Annotated in this window: 19 protein-coding genes and 1 riboswitch; of the genes, 11 read left to right on the forward strand and 8 right to left on the reverse strand. The window is 62.4% G+C overall.

Features of this window, described 5'->3' with window-relative positions; genetic code table 11:
• The first annotated feature begins 14 nt into the window (after positions 1-14).
• The 3 genes from CKW13_RS00710 (at position 15) to CKW13_RS00720 (ending at position 1,533) form a co-directional block, all read left to right on the forward strand.
• Positions 15-572, forward strand: a complete 558-nt coding sequence (locus CKW13_RS00710) for a hypoxanthine-guanine phosphoribosyltransferase (RefSeq protein ID WP_095105989.1) — start codon at positions 15-17, stop codon at positions 570-572.
• A 107-nt stretch (positions 573-679) separates the two neighbouring features.
• The gene (locus tag CKW13_RS00715; RefSeq protein ID WP_095105991.1) at positions 680-1,168 is read left to right on the forward strand and encodes a hypothetical protein; all 489 of its coding nucleotides are present in this window, start codon (positions 680-682) and stop codon (positions 1,166-1,168) included.
• Between the two features lie 77 nt (positions 1,169-1,245).
• Entirely contained in the window at positions 1,246-1,533 is a 288-nt protein-coding gene (locus CKW13_RS00720; protein WP_095105992.1) for a PA4642 family protein, read from the forward strand.
• Between the two features lie 62 nt (positions 1,534-1,595).
• Here CKW13_RS00720 and mqo read toward each other — a convergent pair whose 3' ends face one another.
• Together mqo and CKW13_RS24640 are read right to left on the reverse strand one after the other, a co-directional pair.
• On the reverse strand, positions 1,596-3,104 hold the full coding sequence (gene mqo, locus CKW13_RS00725; protein WP_095105996.1) for a malate dehydrogenase (quinone): 1,509 nt from the start codon (positions 3,102-3,104) through the stop codon (positions 1,596-1,598).
• 676 nt (positions 3,105-3,780) lie between these two features.
• Complete coding sequence (locus tag CKW13_RS24640) at positions 3,781-4,014, reverse strand: hypothetical protein (protein ID WP_095105999.1); 234 nt, start codon at positions 4,012-4,014, stop codon at positions 3,781-3,783.
• 206 nt (positions 4,015-4,220) lie between these two features.
• Here CKW13_RS24640 and CKW13_RS00735 point away from each other — a divergent pair, with 206 nt between their 5' ends.
• A complete protein-coding gene (locus tag CKW13_RS00735) occupies positions 4,221-4,805 on the forward strand; it encodes a YajG family lipoprotein (protein ID WP_095106003.1) in 585 nt (194 codons plus the stop codon).
• A 55-nt stretch (positions 4,806-4,860) separates the two neighbouring features.
• Here the strand turns inward: CKW13_RS00735 and CKW13_RS00740 are convergent, their stop codons facing one another.
• Complete coding sequence (locus CKW13_RS00740) at positions 4,861-5,067, reverse strand: hypothetical protein (protein ID WP_095106008.1); 207 nt, start codon at positions 5,065-5,067, stop codon at positions 4,861-4,863.
• 192 nt (positions 5,068-5,259) lie between these two features.
• Between CKW13_RS00740 and CKW13_RS00745 the strand changes: the two genes are divergently transcribed.
• The gene (locus CKW13_RS00745) at positions 5,260-5,547 is read left to right on the forward strand and encodes a hypothetical protein (protein WP_176465031.1); all 288 of its coding nucleotides are present in this window, start codon (positions 5,260-5,262) and stop codon (positions 5,545-5,547) included.
• 55 nt (positions 5,548-5,602) lie between these two features.
• Here the strand turns inward: CKW13_RS00745 and CKW13_RS00750 are convergent, their stop codons facing one another.
• A complete protein-coding gene (locus CKW13_RS00750) occupies positions 5,603-6,769 on the reverse strand; it encodes a 1-acyl-sn-glycerol-3-phosphate acyltransferase (RefSeq protein WP_095106010.1) in 1,167 nt (388 codons plus the stop codon).
• 139 nt (positions 6,770-6,908) lie between these two features.
• On the opposite strand from CKW13_RS00750, the gene CKW13_RS00755 reads away from it, so the two are divergent.
• From CKW13_RS00755 to CKW13_RS00770, 4 genes are all read left to right on the forward strand, one after another.
• Complete coding sequence (locus CKW13_RS00755; RefSeq protein WP_095106012.1) at positions 6,909-7,091, forward strand: CPXCG motif-containing cysteine-rich protein; 183 nt, start codon at positions 6,909-6,911, stop codon at positions 7,089-7,091.
• 12 nt (positions 7,092-7,103) lie between these two features.
• Entirely contained in the window at positions 7,104-7,364 is a 261-nt protein-coding gene (locus CKW13_RS00760) for a putative signal transducing protein (RefSeq protein WP_095106013.1), read from the forward strand.
• A gap of 36 nt (positions 7,365-7,400) precedes the next feature.
• A complete protein-coding gene (locus CKW13_RS00765; protein ID WP_095106014.1) occupies positions 7,401-8,021 on the forward strand; it encodes an SOS response-associated peptidase in 621 nt (206 codons plus the stop codon).
• Between the two features lie 137 nt (positions 8,022-8,158).
• The gene (locus tag CKW13_RS00770; protein WP_095106015.1) at positions 8,159-8,977 is read left to right on the forward strand and encodes a M48 family metallopeptidase; all 819 of its coding nucleotides are present in this window, start codon (positions 8,159-8,161) and stop codon (positions 8,975-8,977) included.
• A gap of 99 nt (positions 8,978-9,076) precedes the next feature.
• Here the strand turns inward: CKW13_RS00770 and CKW13_RS00775 are convergent, their stop codons facing one another.
• From CKW13_RS00775 to CKW13_RS00785, 3 genes are all read right to left on the reverse strand, one after another.
• Positions 9,077-9,661 (reverse strand): TMEM165/GDT1 family protein, encoded by a 585-nt coding sequence (locus CKW13_RS00775; RefSeq protein WP_095107001.1) that lies wholly within the window; start codon positions 9,659-9,661, stop codon positions 9,077-9,079.
• Positions 9,662-9,753: 92 nt separating this feature from the next.
• A riboswitch (yybP-ykoY riboswitch) is annotated at positions 9,754-9,875 on the reverse strand.
• 51 nt (positions 9,876-9,926) lie between these two features.
• The gene (locus CKW13_RS00780; RefSeq protein WP_095106017.1) at positions 9,927-10,925 is read right to left on the reverse strand and encodes a class I SAM-dependent methyltransferase; all 999 of its coding nucleotides are present in this window, start codon (positions 10,923-10,925) and stop codon (positions 9,927-9,929) included.
• Positions 10,926-10,955: 30 nt separating this feature from the next.
• Positions 10,956-11,921, reverse strand: a complete 966-nt coding sequence (locus tag CKW13_RS00785) for a 2-hydroxyacid dehydrogenase (protein ID WP_095106018.1) — start codon at positions 11,919-11,921, stop codon at positions 10,956-10,958.
• Between the two features lie 92 nt (positions 11,922-12,013).
• On the opposite strand from CKW13_RS00785, the gene CKW13_RS00790 reads away from it, so the two are divergent.
• Complete coding sequence (locus CKW13_RS00790) at positions 12,014-12,643, forward strand: LysE family translocator (protein ID WP_095106019.1); 630 nt, start codon at positions 12,014-12,016, stop codon at positions 12,641-12,643.
• On the opposite strand, the gene CKW13_RS00795 is transcribed toward CKW13_RS00790, so the two are convergent.
• On the reverse strand, positions 12,627-13,400 hold the full coding sequence (locus CKW13_RS00795; protein ID WP_095106021.1) for a helix-turn-helix domain-containing protein: 774 nt from the start codon (positions 13,398-13,400) through the stop codon (positions 12,627-12,629). The two genes, CKW13_RS00790 and CKW13_RS00795, sit on opposite strands and share 17 nt — an antisense overlap.
• Before the next feature lie 86 nt (positions 13,401-13,486).
• On the opposite strand from CKW13_RS00795, the gene CKW13_RS00800 reads away from it, so the two are divergent.
• Entirely contained in the window at positions 13,487-14,671 is a 1,185-nt protein-coding gene (locus CKW13_RS00800; RefSeq protein WP_095106022.1) for an MFS transporter, read from the forward strand.
• The last annotated feature ends 74 nt before the right edge of the window (positions 14,672-14,745 follow it).

Genomic DNA, 14,745 nt, shown 5'->3' on the forward strand with positions numbered 1-14,745 from the left:
TTCTGGAGAGCGCCATGTCCGCTGATCTCGACCATATCCGTCAAATCAAGCGCGAGGCAGACTGCCTGTACACGCAAGCGCAAGTCGAGGCGGCCATCGCTCGCGTCGGTGCACAAATCAATGAACAACTGGCCGATCGCAACCCGGTGGTGTTCTGCGTGATGAACGGTGGTTTGATCTTTTCCGGCAAGCTGCTGACCCACCTGGACTTCCCCCTCGAAGCCTCCTACCTGCACGCGACCCGCTACCGCAATGAAACCAGCGGCGGCGAGCTGTTCTGGAAATCCAAGCCGGAAGTCTCGTTCATCGACCGCGACGTGCTCATCATCGACGACATCCTCGACGAGGGTCACACCCTGGGCGCGATCATCGACTTCTGCAAACACGCCGGCGCCCGCGCCGTGCACACCGCCGTGCTGATCGACAAAGAGCACGACCGCAAGGCCCGCCCGGACCTGAAAGCCGATTTCGTCGGCCTGCCGTGCATCGATCGCTACATTTTCGGCTATGGCATGGACTACAAAGGCTACTGGCGCAACGCCAACGGGATCTTCGCCGTCAAAGGCATGTAAGCCCTGCCTTCTGTGGGGGCAGGCAACCCTGTAGACGCGGGCTCACAGGATGGCGGTGCTCAAAGATCCACATGCTAGAGTGGCCGGCCCCGACCTTGGAGCCTGCCATGAGCTGCTTGACCCGCTGTTGCGCTGCCCTGTTGCTGACCTTGAGCCTGCCCCTGGCCGCCGCGCCGGCCACGCCCCTGCATGGGCAGTTCCTGCCGCCCGATGATCTGACACTGCGCGCCGCCGCCCCCGAACAGCAGCAACTGTTGCAGGTGACCGAGTACGCGGTGGTCGTCGGCAGCCAGCGCCAGTCGAGCCAGCAGCCAATCCCCATCACCTCGCCGCTGATGATCCGCCTCAAGGGCAAGCCGCTGAACAAAGGCGCGGTCATCAGCCAGGTGCTGGTCAATTTCGATGGCGAGAGCAAAAGCCTGAAAAAGCCGCAGTTCGATGCCAAGACCAAGACCCTCACCCTCTCTTACCCTGTGGCGCAGTACCGCGTGGTGATGGACCTGCTGCGCAACGAGACGGTTTATTGCCAGTTCCTCAGCTACGCCAACGGCCACGTCTGGGCCGACTTGCATACCGGGGCGGTGCGCAAGCGCTGAGCGTTGTTCGTTGAGGCCCGGGGGGCGCGGGGGGTAAACTGCCCGCCCCGTGAAATGTCTGCGAGCTGGAGTCGGCAATGCGTAAAGATAAAAAACAGTTGATTGGTGACGAGATTGGCGATGCGCAGATCAAGCTGTTCCTCGATTTTGAGCCGGCCGATGGCACTTCGCCGTCGCTGCACAAACTCATCAAGGCCTACCGCGGCCTGCGCATCGACGACTTCGAGCGCTTTCTGGTGTTCTTCGTCGAGGCCGGCTACGACCTGAGCGGCAAGGATGAGCAGGGCCACGACTTCATCGCCCTGATAAAAGACCAGCGCAATGCCGAGGACTACATCGCCCTCATTGAGAAAGCGCGCGGTTAAAGCGATCACCCACAAAAAAGCCCCTGAACGCTCATTCAGGGGCTTTTTTGTGGCAGCGGAGTTTAAGCGTAGCTTTGGGTTTCGCTGCTGGCTGGGACCAGTTCCAGGCTCAGGTTGTTTTGTGTGTTGATCGTGCGATACAGCTCGGCGTCGGTTTCCAGGACCTTTTCACGGGCCGGGAAGATTTCTGCCAATTTCGCAGCCCACTCACCGTGAGTTTGGCTCGGGAAGCATTTTTCGATCAGTTCCAACATGATCGAAACGGTCACCGACGCGCCTGGCGAGGCACCGAGCAGGGCGGCGAGGGAGCCGTCCTTGGCCGCCACCAGTTCGGTGCCAAATTGCAGCACGCCCCCTTTTTTCGGGTCTTTCTTGATGATCTGCACCCGTTGCCCGGCGACTTCCAGGCGCCAGTCTTCGGCCTTGGCCTGAGGGTAGAAGCGGCGCAGCGATTCCAGGCGTTGCTCCATCGACTGCATCACTTCGCTGACCAGGTACTTGGTCAGGTCCATGTTGTCGCGGGCCACCGCCAGCATCGGGCCGATGTTGCCGGCGCGCACCGACAGCGGCAGGTCGAGGAACGAGCCGTGCTTGAGGAACTTGGTGGTGAACCCGGCGTATGGCCCGAACAACAGGGATTTCTTGCCATCGACCACGCGGGTGTCCAGGTGCGGCACGGACATTGGCGGCGAGCCCACCGCGGCTTGGCTGTAGACCTTGGCCTGGTGCTGCTTGACCACATCCGGGTTGTCGCAACGCAGCCACTGGCCGCTGACCGGGAAGCCGCCAAAACCTTTGCTTTCTTCGATGCCCGAGGCTTGCAGCAGCGGCAGCGCCGCGCCACCGGCGCCGAGGAACACGAACTTGGCATCGACGTTACGGCTGTTGCCGCTGTTCACGTCCTTGATGCTGACGGTCCAACCCGTGCCGTTGCGCTTGAGGCCGGTGACACGCTTGCAGTACTTGACCTGGGCATCGGGTGCGCTGGTCAGGTGCTTGAGCAATTGGTTGGTCAGGGCGCCGAAGTTGACGTCGGTGCCATTGAGCACGCGGGTCGCGGCGATGGTTTCGTCCGCTGGGCGGCCGGGCATCATCAGCGGCATCCACTGCGCCATGGTGGCCTTGTCTTCGGTGTATTCCATGTCGGCGAAAGCGTGGTGCTGGCTCAACACGTCGAAGCGTTTCTTGAGGAACGAAACGCCCTTGTCGCCTTGCACGAAGCTTAAGTGCGGCACCGGGCTGATAAAGGACTTCGAGGAGCCGAAGGTGCCTTTTTTGGTCAAGTACGCCCAGAACTGCTTCGACACCTCGAACTGGGTGTTGATGTGCACGGCTTTTTTGATGTCGATGCTGCCATCGGCGGCCTGTGGCGTGTAGTTGAGCTCACACAGCCCGGCGTGGCCGGTGCCGGCGTTGTTCCACGGGTTGGAACTCTCCGCGGCACCGGAATCCATCAGCTCGACGACTTCCAGCTTGATCGCGGGGTCGAGCTCTTTGAGCAGTACGGCGAGGGTGGCGCTCATGATGCCCGCCCCGACCAATACCACATCAACTGCTTCGTTATGCGCCATTTAACGCGTCTCCAAAATCTGCAGCACCAAATTGACGGCATAGCTGCCAGGAGTTACGGGGCGTGTTGAGTTATGCCCCAGGTCACCCATGGCCAGGATCGCCATGTCCGAATCTTCGCAATTTTTCGCAACTTCGACGGACGCTACCAACCGGGCCTAAGGTTCCTATGAACTCATTTCGGCGAGCGGGAGGCAATTCGACTTATGGTCAAGACGTCCGTTTGTGCAACCAAATCCGTAGCGGACAGGCGTCAGGCTCCCGTTCTCGAGGAGCACTCGGTCGTGTGTAGTTGGGCTGTTGTCGACGCTAACAGTGCATTTTCAGACGCAAAACTATTCATTTGCTCGCCACACTCTTGTGAAGTTGTGAAAACCCGTTTTTTTCACGCTCTTTTGAAGACGTGAACCTCAAAAAAGGGCTGCCTGTGCCTGAAAACGGGCGCAAGGGCAGCTCTGGCAGATTCGCGAGAGGTGGTGGTTTGCAGGTTCAACAGCAAGCTCGCCACTTCACTCGATCTGTGTGGGCGGCTCTCTGTGGGCGGTGCGGAGGTGCCAATACGTGGGTATTGACGATGCTGCGAGGCCCGATCAGGAGACGTCCTTATAATCGGGGGGAGATTGTAGCGAAGAAATGTGGCGAGATGGTTGTGTTAAATGACTTTAATTAGCCGTTTGGTCAGGAGGCCAACGCCTGAGTGCGCCATGAATCACAAGTACGCGCGCTGACACGGGCGCTGGCGGGGAGGGGGCCTTGCAACCAGTTAAGGCGGATTTCGCGGATTTCCACCCAATTGTCGCCAGCGGGCGGCAGGCTGCATTGCTTGAAGGCCTGGCAGTGGCCGCGACGGTCAAGGCGGGCGAAGCAACGTTGGGGGCGGCGCGCGTTGAACCAGGACGATAGAAAACCCATGGCGATGTACCGGTTTGAGTGTGTAGGCCTCAGTATCCGGCGCCGCGATGACGCCATCATGAAGCTCAGGTGACAGCGCCGTGACAGGAACCCTGGGCAGCGATGGGCTGTCTGAGATTGGCGTGGGGAGTGCGCAACGCTAGTTACCGACACTGGCCCACCGCTATACTGCCGGCCTGTTAGTGCCTGATTCTGGAGAGAAGCGCATGTTGCAACGCCTGTTGTTCGGTTTGATGACTGTGACCAGTTTGACCTTGGTTGGCTGCGCCCACAGCCCGCAACAATTGAGCCCGCAACCGAAGCTGACGACCCAGCTCGCGGCCGTGGGCCAGGGCCAGCCGGTTGTGGTACGTGTGGTGGATGGCCGCCCGTCGCCCACCCTGGGCACCCGCGGTGGCCTGTACCCCGAGACCAGCGCCATTACCGTGGCCAGCGCCGACATCGTGCCCAAACTGCAAGCCCAGGCCGAAGCCGCCGTGCGCCTGCTGGGCTTCACCCCCAGCGCCAACGCGATGAGCGCCCCGCAATTGACCGTGACCCTCACCGAGCTCAAGTACCAGTCGCCCAAAGAAGGCATGTACGTGACCGAGGCGACCATCGGCGCAACCTTCAAGTCCGACGTGTCCAGCGGCAACCGTCGCTACAGCGGCCGCTACGGCGCATCCCTGGACCAGCGCTTCGGCATGGCGCCGAACCAGGAAACCAACACCAAACTGGTGAGCGACGTGCTCAGCGACGCGCTGACCCGTTTGTTCAAGGACCCGACGGTCGGTCAGATCCTGGCCCAGTAAGCGGGCAACCAAAAGCCCCTGGCACCGTGTGTGGCAGGGGCTTTTTTGTGCGTGTTCAGGCCGCTTCGCTGTAGAAGTCCAGCATGCTCACGCCGGTGAGCAGGTCGGTTTCCGGTAGGTCGGCGTGCTGATGGCCGCCCAGGGCGCAATACACCAGCCAATGGCGGTCCTGCACATTGAACGCCAGGGCGCCCACCAGGGCGGACTGTTCGTCGCTGGGGGAGATCAAATACAGGCGATCCTGGTTTTCGGCGTGCAGCATGACAAGCTCCGTGTCGGTATCGAGGGGCGACAGACTGGCCTGTTTAGATGACGAAACGGTGACGCGGCGATTTAGCCGCCGGTGCGCTTGTTATTTGTCGCAAAGCCCACCTGGGGCGGCGGGCTTTGGGTAGAATCCGCGCCGCGATGCCGGTTCGACGGCTCGCCTCGCGTGTATTCCTTGAGGTTCATGATGTCGCTGCAAGTGATCTGGTCTTTGTTCAACGCCCACCCCGCCAAACTCATCAACGTCCTCGCCCTGCTGTTCGCCTGCCCCGGCGGCTGGCTGCTGCATGCGACCCGCCGCCGCGAACAGCGCGCCATGGCCAACCTGCAGGCGCAAAGCCGCAACCGTTCGGTCGATCAGCCGCTGTTGCTGCTGGACGTCGCGACCCTGCGCATGAACCGGTTTTTCTATCGTTTCGGCTTCGCCTGCCTGGCGTTGGCGTTGCTGGTGTCGTGGGTCAGTACCTGGGTTTGAACAACCGCTGTGAGAGCGAGCCTGCTCGCTCTCACAGCGAGGGGCCAGGCAGGTGCTACAGCGCCAGCCCAGCCTTGACGCGGTACTGGTTGCGCACCGGCGTGGCGTATTGCAGCACCAGGTAGGGGCGGTGCTCGGCCGGGCAGGCGTCCAGGCGCGATAGCCATTGCGCCTGGGCCTTGGCCAGTTCATCGGCCGGGAACAGCTCACTGGCGGGCGGCACCTGCAATTGCGGGTCGGCGTCGCTCCACTGCGCGTACGCCAGGTAATGCACCGGGAACAACCGATAGCCGCCGAGAATCTGCCGGTCCATTTCCTGCGCCAGTTGTTTGGTGTCGTCGAACAACTGCGTGATCGGCGCGGCGAAGTTCACGTGGACCCGGCCCTTGTAGCCGGTAATGCCCTTGGCGATGCTCACGTCGTCTTCACCGGGCACCTTGCTATAGGTGCCGGTGGTGGCGCGGATGTACAGCTCACGGGCCTTGGCCTGGTCGCAGGGGTCGTATTCGTAGCTGATTGACACCGGGGTCAGGTTCAGCGAGCGGATGACTTCGCCGAACGGCTCGTCCTTGCGGCTCATGTGGAACATCTTGAGGATCGCCGACTCGGTGCGGTCATCGCCGTCCTTGGCGCGGCCTTCGGCCTGGGCGATCCAGATCGAGGCGCAGTCGTTGCGGATCGAGTGGTTGATATAGGCCGACAGCAACTGGTATGCGGCCATTTTCTCGCGGCGCCCACTGATGGAGCGGTGCACGATAAAGCTCTTGTTCAGGCGCATCAGGTCGCTGACGAAAGGCTTTTGCAGCAGGTTGTCGCCGATGGCGATGCGCGGTGTCGGCAGGCCGGCGTGGTAGATCGCGTAATTGACGAAGGCCGGGTCCATCACGATGTCGCGGTGGTTGGCCAAAAACAGATAGGCGCTGCCGGACTTGAACTGCTCGACGCCGGTGTAGGTCACGCCGTCGGTGGCGCGCTCGATGGTGTGATCGACGTAGAACTCGACTTTGTCCTGCAGGGTCGCCACCGACGTGATGCCGGCGAACTCACGGCGCAGGCGATAGGCGATCAGAGGCTTGAGCAACCAGCCCAAGGCCCCGGCAAAGCGCGGGAAGCGAAAGTGGGTGAGGATATCTAGAAACGCCTGGTCGCCGAGTAGCCGTGCCAGCACCGCTGGGACTTCATGGTCGTCGTAAGGTCGGATGGCATCGAATTCGCCCATCATGCTCTCTTGTTGGAAACGGCTAGGGTAAGTAGGTGTTTGGATCGAAATACGGCAGGGGAGGGTCTGAAAATAGGCTCGCACCGCAATAGCCCTGCAAATAGACCGGCGATTATACGCACAAGTCACCCTGGAGACCGCGATGCTGGAAACTGACCGATATCAATGCCCTTACTGTGGCGAAACCGCCGAAGCGGTGCTGGACCTGTCTGCGGGCGACCAACAGTACATCGAGGATTGCCCAGTGTGCTGCCGCCCCATTGAGTTCAGGCTACAAACCGATGGTCAGGAATGGATGCTCGACGTTCACAGTGAAAACGAGTGAAGGGTGGCTGCGATGCAACGAGTCTACGAACCGGAAAACCTGCTGGAAGGCCAGTTGCTGCAAAACATGCTCGCCAGTGAAGGCATCGAGGCCCACCTCAGTGGTGGCGATTTGCTGGGCGCTGCGGGGGAGTTGCCGATCTTCGGCGTGTTGGGCTTGCTGGTGGACAACGATCAGGCGCAGTACGCACGCGAGCTCATCGCTGCGTACAATGCCGCCCAGCCGCTTGCGGGGGATGGCCCGGAAAGCTTTCCGGCCGTCCTGCTTTGTTAGGTTGGCGCCCGTTTTATCCCGGAGTCTTGTAGCCCCATGTGTGGACGTTATGCCTTGTTTCGCTGGAACCCCGCCTTCGCGGCCCTGCCAGGATTTCCCGCGGATCAGCAGGCGCAGTGGAATATTTCGCCCAACGATTCGGTGCTGATCCTGCGCAGCACCGAGGGCCAGCGCAACCTGGCCCGGGCCCGCTGGGGGCTGACGCCGCCGTGGTTGACCGATATGTCGCGCACCCCGGCCCACGCTCGGGCCGAAACCCTGGCCGAGCAACCGATGTTTCGCCAGGCCTTTGGCCAGCGCCGCTGCCTGCTGCCGGCCAATGGCTTCTATGAATGGCGCGGCACAGCGCGCAAACGCCCTTACTGGCTGACGCCGGGGGAAGGTTCGGCGCTGTTTTTCGCGGCGATCTGGGAGGCGTACCCGGTGCAGGAACAGGTGTGGCTCAGTACCGCAGTGGTTACCCAATCCGCTGCCAGCCAGCGCCGGCCGCTGATTCTCGATGAGGCCGGGCAGCAAGCCTGGCTCGACCCCGAAACCCCGTTGCACCAGTTGCAGGCACTGCTGGCCAGCGAACCGATGGCCCTGCGCGAGCGGGTATTGGCCAACCTGGTGAACGATCCCAAGCTCAATGCGCCGGAATGTTTGACACCTGGCTGACAAAACCCGGTTTTTTGCGGTCTTTTCTTATGGTGATGCGCAGGTGTTTGCAATCCTGCGCGCTACACGTCCGCTGTATCTGGCGCCGCCACGCGGCAGCGCCTAGGATACGCGCCATGTTTTCCTGGAGCAGGTTGATGAATAAGTCATTGGTTTTGTGTGCACTGAGCGCCAGTTTGCTGCTCAGCGGTTGCCAGTCGGTCAACACCACCAGCGGCGGTGCGGTGGGGGTGGAGCGCAAGCAATATATGTTCAGCATGCTGTCCACCGCCGAGGTCAACCAGATGTACGCCCAGTCCTACCAGCAGACGGTGGGCGAGGCGAGCAGCAAAGGTGTGCTGGACAAGACCAGCGCCGATGCCAAGCGTATCCGTGCGATTGCCGACCGCTTGATCGCCCAGGCACCGGTTTTTCGCCCGGATTCGTCCCAGTGGCAGTGGGAGGTCAACCTGATTAAGAGCGACGAACTCAACGCCAACTGCGGCCCTGGCGGCAAGATCATCTTTTACACCGGGTTGATCGACAGCCTGAAACTGACCGACGACGAGATCGCCGCCGTGATGGGCCATGAAATCGCTCACGCCCTGCGCGAACATGGCCGCGAAGCCATGTCCAAGGCTTATGGCATCGAGATGGCCAAGCAGGGCGCCGGCGCCTTGTTCGGCCTGGGCCAGGACAGCCTGGCGCTGGCCGACACCGTGGCCAACTACGGCATGACGCTGCCCAACAGCCGCAGCAATGAAAACGAAGCGGACCTGATCGGCCTGGAACTGGCGGCCCGCGCCGGCTATAACCCGAACGCGGCGATCACCCTGTGGAACAAGATGAGCAAGGCTTCCGAAGGTTCGCCGCCGGAATTCATGAGCACCCACCCGGCCTCCACCAGCCGGATCGCCTCGCTGCAAGCGGCGATTCCCAAAGTGATGCCGTTGTATCAGCAGGCTAAAAAGTCCTGATTGCACCTTGCCCGCGGTGACGGTTTTTTCAGCCAGCCTCTGCTGTGTCTGAAGCGCCGCCATCGCGAGCAGGTTCGCTCCCACAGGGGAGCGTTCTCGCTACACCCAGCCGCTGCTTTGCATGGCCTTGTACACCGCGACAATCGCCAGGATCAGGAAAGCCGAGGCGGCGAGGCGGCGGATCAGGGTCAGTGGCAGCTTCTCGGCGGCGAAATTGCCCGCCAATACCACCGGCACGTTGGCGATCAACATGCCCACCGTGGTACCGATAATCACCAGCCACAAGTCCGGGTATTGCGCGGCCAGCATCACCGTGGCGATTTGCGTCTTGTCGCCGATTTCGGCGAGGAAGAACGCGATCAACGTGGTCAGGAACGGGCCGAATTTGCGTGCGGTGCTGGCTTCGTCGTCGTCCATTTTGTCTGGCACCAGGGTCCAGGCAGCGGTGGCCGCGAAGCTGGCGGCGAGGATCCAGTGCAGGGTCGAGTCGGAGAAGAAACTGCCCACCCAGGCGCCCACGGCACCGGCGGCGGCGTGGTTGGCCAGGGTCGCGGCGATGATGCCGGCGATGATCGGCCAGGGTTTGCGAAAGCGTGCGGCGAGAATCAGGGCAAGCAGTTGCGTCTTGTCGCCGATTTCGGCCAAGGCAACGATTGCGGTAGGAACGAGCAAGGAGTCCAACATCATCAGGTATTTCCCAAGGGGCGGGTCGACACGGCTATGACACGTACAGCCTTCCCGCCCCGGGTAAGGTGTGCGTGTCATAGGTCTTGTCAAACCCTGCGGTCCGTCTGTGCGGACGCTTGGGTCGCATACGCCATGGTCTGCTGACCAAGTATGTTGACGTATGCCGGACGAGCGTGGCGCTCGTGGGAGACTACTCCCCTAGGACGGAGCGGATTCTGCCTAGGCAAAACCCTTTGGGCAAGCCTTCTTTTTCAGAACGCCATCAGCCGCGTTTGGCCCGGTAGATGCGAAAACCCTGGCCTTCGGCCTTGATCGAGCAGGTGCCCAAATGCTCTTCGATCAACGGTTGGTAGCGCAGGAAACTGTTGGCGACCAAGCGAAGTTCGCCACCGTTTTTCAGATGTTTGGCCGCTTTTCGCAGCAGGTTCTCCGTGGCCTGGTAATCGGTATGCACCCCGACATGGAAGGGCGGGTTGCTCAGGATCGCACTCAAACCCATGGGCGCGGCGTCGATGCCATCGCCCGTCAGCACCTCGGCTTCCAAACCGTTAGCAGCCAGGGTCATGCGGCTGCTGGCGGCGGCGAAGGCATCGACGTCCAGCAGGGTGACGGTGTTGTGCGGGTAGCGCCGCTTGACCGCCGCACCGAGCACGCCGGCCCCGCAACCGAAGTCCAGCAGGTGACCGCTGGGCAGTTTGTCCAGGTGTTCCAGCAGCAGGGCGCTGCCGCGGTCGAGCCGGCCATGGCTGAACACGCCGGGCAGGCTGATGACTTTGAGCGGGCCTTCGGCCAGGGGCAGTTCGTATGTCTGGGCCAGGCTTTCCAGGGGTTTGGCTTGCGGCGCGTTGGCCACGGTGACCTGCCAGAGTTGGCAATGGCGGGCGCTGTCGAGCTTGCGCGGCTTGCCCAAGGGGTTCATTTGCTTGGCCGCGCCTTCGATGCCGCTGCGTTTTTCCCCCACCAGGAACAGCTCGCGGCCCGCCAGGCGCGAGGCCACGGCATTGAGGATGTAATCGGCGAGGTCCTTGGACTTGGGCAAAAACACCACCGCGGCTTCGAAGCTTTGCTGCGGCGCCTCGACGCCGAAATGGCTGCGCCCGGCGAAGCGGGCCTCGAGGGCGGCTTGATCGCCAGCGTGCCAGCACCAGCCGTGGGCCTGGGGCAATTTGCCCAGCAGGTCATCGGCGGGCAGGCCGGCCAGTAACAGCGAGCCTTGGAAGAGTTCGGCCTGACGAAGCAGTACTTCACTGCGCGGATCCATAATCTGCTCCTTGAAAAGCCGCGCAGTTTATCAACTGACGACCCGCAGCGCTGTACCGCTGAAGTACGCCTGGGCGTTTTCGCTCAATTGGCCGACGATCCGTTGCCGTGCCTCGCGGCTGCCCCAGGCGTTGTGCGGGGTGATTATCAGGCGCGGGATGTCGGCAGCCAGCAGCGGGTTGCCGGCGGTCGGCGGTTCGACACTCAGCACATCGCAGGCCGCGCCGCCCAAGTGGCCGCTGCGCAGGGCATCGGCCAGGGCCTGCTCGTCGATCAGGCCGCCGCGGGCGGTGTTGACGACAAAGGCGCCGGGCTTGAGCAGGGCCAGTTCGCGGGCACCGATGAAATGGCGGGTGTGCTCGTTGAGAGGGCAGTGCAGGGTCAGGGCATCGACTTGCGCCAGCAACTCATCCAGCGGCAAGCGGTCGGCGCGGGCCGGGCGGCCCGGCAGTTGGCCGAGCACCACGCGCATGCCGAAGGCTTCGGCCAGTTTTGCCACGGCGCCGCCCAGTTCGCCGTGGCCGAGCAGGCCGAGGGTTTTGCCGTGCAGTTCGACGATGGGAAAGTCCAGCAGGCAGAACTGGCTGGCCTGTTGCCAGAGGCCCGCGCCCACCGCTCGTTGGTAATCGTTCAGGCGTGTGGCCAGGGCCAGGAGCAGCATCAAGGTGTGCTGGGCCACCGAAGGCGTGCCGTAGCCCTGGCAGTTGCTCACGGTGATGCCGTGGGCGCGGGCCGCGTGCAGGTCCACGTTGTTGGTGCCGGTGGCGGCGACCAGGATCAGCTTCAAGTCGGGGCACGCGGCCATCGTGGCAGCGTCGATCAGGATCTTGTTGCTGATGGCGACGCTGGCGCCCTGCAAGCGTTCGATGACCTGCTCGGGCGGCGTCTGCGCGCACAACTGTAGGTCGCTGAAGTGCGCGCGCAGTGGGCTCAGGTTGAGGTCGCCCCGGTCCAGGGAGGTGTGGTCCAGGAACACGGCGCGGCGATTGTTAGTCATCAACTGTACCTTTTGTGCATGTGGCTGAAGGCGTACTGTGGCGAGCCTAACAGATGAAACAATTCGTTACTGCCCGTTCCCAAGGAGCCTTCATGTACTGGACCGAGTTCTTGACCGTTGCCCTCATCCACCTGCTGGCGGTGGCCAGCCCCGGCCCGGATTTCGCCGTGGTGGTGCGTGAGAGCGTGACCCACGGTCGCCGCGCCGGCACCTGGACCGCATTGGGCGTGGGCATGGCGATTTTCCTGCACGTGGGCTATTCGCTGCTGGGGATCGGCCTGATCGTGTCCCAGTCGATCGTGCTGTTCAACGCCCTGAAATGGTTGGCGGCTGCGTACCTGCTGTACATCGGCTTTAAGGCGCTGCGGGCCAAGCCGGCGCCAGCAGGGGTGGAGAACCTGCACAAGGAAGCGGGCTTGCGCACCGCGCGTGGGGCGTTCACCTCCGGGTTCGTCACCAATGGCCTGAACCCCAAGGCGACGCTGTTTTTCCTCTCGTTGTTCACCGTGGTCATCAACCCCCACACGCCGCTGGCGGTGCAGGCCGGCTACGGGGTTTACCTGGCGGCGGCGACGGCGTTGTGGTTCTGCCTGGTGGCGATGCTGTTCAGCCAGCAGCGGGTGCGCGCCGGGTTTGCCCGCATGGGCCACTGGTTTGACCGCACCATGGGCGCGGTGCTGATTGCCATCGGCGTGAAACTGGCCTTCACCGAGATGCACTGATTGCGCTCAGGCGCTCCAGGGCACTGAGGTACTGGCGCGGGTTTTCCCCCAGCAAGCGGCAGAACATCGCGCTGAACGCGCGGCCGCTGCTGTAGCCCAGGGCCCGTGCCACCCGTTGCACGCTATCCCCGGCCAACAACCGGGGCAGGGCTTCCATCAGGCGCAATTGCTGGCGCCAGGCATTGAAATTCATCCCCACTTGCTGCTGGAACAGGCGCGCCAGGGTTCGTGAACTGGCGCCGACCTGCTGCGCCCAGTCTTCCAGGGTGTTGGGGTGATCCGGGGTTTGCAGCAAGGCCAGGCAGATGGCTTGCAGGCGCCGGTCCTCGGGCATCGGCATGTGCAGGGGCAGGTGCTGCAGGGTGGCGATTTCCTCCAGCATCAGTTGCTGGATCAATGGGTTCTTAGCGTGCTGCGGGCCTTGCGCCGCCCGCAGGATCAACTCACGCAGCAGCGGCGTCACCGCCAGCACGCAGCACTGCTGCAGGTTGGGTGGCGACAGTTGGGCGTTGATAAACAGCGAGCGCACCCACACGTCCCCGGCCATGAAAATCTCATGCTCGACCCGCGGTGCGATCCATACCGCACGGGTGGGCGGGATTACCCAGGCGCCTTGGCGGGTGACCACGCGCATGATTCCGCGCGCCGCATACAAGAGTTGCGCTTCGCGGTGCTGGTGCAGCGGCTGGTGTGCGCCATCGAGGTAGTCCTGGGGATGGGCGATGACAGGGCCGTGGGGGAAGTGGCTGGTTAACATGTCTGTTTTGATGATTTTTATGTCCGTAATACGGTTTGCCGCCAAATTAGCATGACGTTTCGACTCCAACAAAAAAGCGTGCAGCGATGAACCAACCTCGAAACGTAATCCGCTACCTCAACGCAGCCCATGTGATCGATCACATGTTCATGCTGATTTTTCCCGCCGCCGTATTGGGCATGACCCAGGTGTTCGGCCTGGACTATGGCGCGATGATCGGCCTGTCCCTGGGCGGCTTCATTGCCTTTGGTGCCTGTTCGCTACCGGCCGGTTGGCTGGGTGACCACTGGAGCCGGCGGCAGATGATGCTGCTGTTTTTCTTCGGCATCGGTGCGTCGTCGATCTTCACCGGGCTCAGCAGCGGGGCGCCCATGCTGGTGGCGGGCCTGACGCTGATGGGCGTGTTCGCGGCGATTTATCACCCGGTGGGCACGGCGATGCTGGTGGGCTATGCGCAAAACCGCGGGCGGGAAATCGGCATCAACGGCATGTGGGGCAACCTGGGTGTGGCGTTTTCGGCGCTGGTGACTGGGCTGTTGGTGGCGAATTTTGGCTGGCGCTCGGCGTTTATCGTACCGGGGGTGATCGCTATCGCGTTGGGCCTGGGCTTTGCCTGGCAGGTGCGTGAGGAACCGAACCCGGTGCGCCCGCACACGCCGCTCAAGGGCGCGGCCGGGCAGCGGATTTCCATGGTCATGGTGTTCACCGTGCTGGCCCTGGCCACCGCCACGGGTGGGGTGGTGTTCAATGCCACCACCATGACCTACCCCAAGCTGTTCCAGGAGCGTTTGCACGATGTCTTCGCCTCGCCGCAAACCTTGGGCGTCGTTGTCAGCCTGGCCTACGCCTTTGGCGCGGTGGCGCAGCTGAGCATCGGCCGGGTGCTGCATCGTTTGAGCCTGAAGTGGCCCTTTGTCCTCCTGACCCTGCTCCAGGCGCCGCTGTTGTTCGCCTTGGGCTATGTCGATGGCTGGGCGGTGATCGTCCTGGGCGGGGCGCTGATGTTCGTGGTGTTCGGCCAGGTCACGGTGAATGACGCGATGGTGGCCAACTTCGTGGCACCGCAGTGGCAGTCGCGGGTGTTCGCGTTGCGTTACTGCCTGTCGTTCGGCGCCAGTGCGACGGCGATTCCGCTGATTTCTTTTGTCGAACCGCGCCATGGCTTTGTAGGGCTTTACCTGATTCTCGCGGCTTTTGCGGCGTTGACCTTCCTGGCTGCGCTGGCATTCCCATGTACGCCGTCTGAAGCGGCTGTGGGGCAAATAGCCTGACGACGGGCGCGGCGTTTTCTGTGGGTGGTGGCTTAAAGCTAGTATTTGACGCTGTGGCAAATCATTCCTTTGGC

The sequence above is a fragment of the Pseudomonas sp. Irchel 3E20 genome (assembly GCF_900187645.1).
Lineage (GTDB): Bacteria > Pseudomonadota > Gammaproteobacteria > Pseudomonadales > Pseudomonadaceae > Aquipseudomonas.

Coding starts and splice junctions, on each gene's coding strand:
- CKW13_RS00710 (WP_095105989.1), top strand. CDS start 15: ATGTCCGCTGATCTCGACCATATCCGTCAAATCAAGCGCGAGGCAGAC.
- CKW13_RS00715 (WP_095105991.1), top strand. CDS start 680: ATGAGCTGCTTGACCCGCTGTTGCGCTGCCCTGTTGCTGACCTTGAGC.
- CKW13_RS00720 (WP_095105992.1), top strand. CDS start 1,246: ATGCGTAAAGATAAAAAACAGTTGATTGGTGACGAGATTGGCGATGCG.
- mqo (WP_095105996.1), bottom strand. CDS start 3,104: ATGGCGCATAACGAAGCAGTTGATGTGGTATTGGTCGGGGCGGGCATC.
- CKW13_RS24640 (WP_095105999.1), bottom strand. CDS start 4,014: ATGGGTTTTCTATCGTCCTGGTTCAACGCGCGCCGCCCCCAACGTTGC.
- CKW13_RS00735 (WP_095106003.1), top strand. CDS start 4,221: ATGTTGCAACGCCTGTTGTTCGGTTTGATGACTGTGACCAGTTTGACC.
- CKW13_RS00740 (WP_095106008.1), bottom strand. CDS start 5,067: ATGCTGCACGCCGAAAACCAGGATCGCCTGTATTTGATCTCCCCCAGC.
- CKW13_RS00745 (WP_176465031.1), top strand. CDS start 5,260: ATGTCGCTGCAAGTGATCTGGTCTTTGTTCAACGCCCACCCCGCCAAA.
- CKW13_RS00750 (WP_095106010.1), bottom strand. CDS start 6,769: ATGATGGGCGAATTCGATGCCATCCGACCTTACGACGACCATGAAGTC.
- CKW13_RS00755 (WP_095106012.1), top strand. CDS start 6,909: ATGCTGGAAACTGACCGATATCAATGCCCTTACTGTGGCGAAACCGCC.
- CKW13_RS00760 (WP_095106013.1), top strand. CDS start 7,104: ATGCAACGAGTCTACGAACCGGAAAACCTGCTGGAAGGCCAGTTGCTG.
- CKW13_RS00765 (WP_095106014.1), top strand. CDS start 7,401: ATGTGTGGACGTTATGCCTTGTTTCGCTGGAACCCCGCCTTCGCGGCC.
- CKW13_RS00770 (WP_095106015.1), top strand. CDS start 8,159: ATGAATAAGTCATTGGTTTTGTGTGCACTGAGCGCCAGTTTGCTGCTC.
- CKW13_RS00775 (WP_095107001.1), bottom strand. CDS start 9,661: ATGTTGGACTCCTTGCTCGTTCCTACCGCAATCGTTGCCTTGGCCGAA.
- CKW13_RS00780 (WP_095106017.1), bottom strand. CDS start 10,925: ATGGATCCGCGCAGTGAAGTACTGCTTCGTCAGGCCGAACTCTTCCAA.
- CKW13_RS00785 (WP_095106018.1), bottom strand. CDS start 11,921: ATGACTAACAATCGCCGCGCCGTGTTCCTGGACCACACCTCCCTGGAC.
- CKW13_RS00790 (WP_095106019.1), top strand. CDS start 12,014: ATGTACTGGACCGAGTTCTTGACCGTTGCCCTCATCCACCTGCTGGCG.
- CKW13_RS00795 (WP_095106021.1), bottom strand. CDS start 13,400: ATGTTAACCAGCCACTTCCCCCACGGCCCTGTCATCGCCCATCCCCAG.
- CKW13_RS00800 (WP_095106022.1), top strand. CDS start 13,487: ATGAACCAACCTCGAAACGTAATCCGCTACCTCAACGCAGCCCATGTG.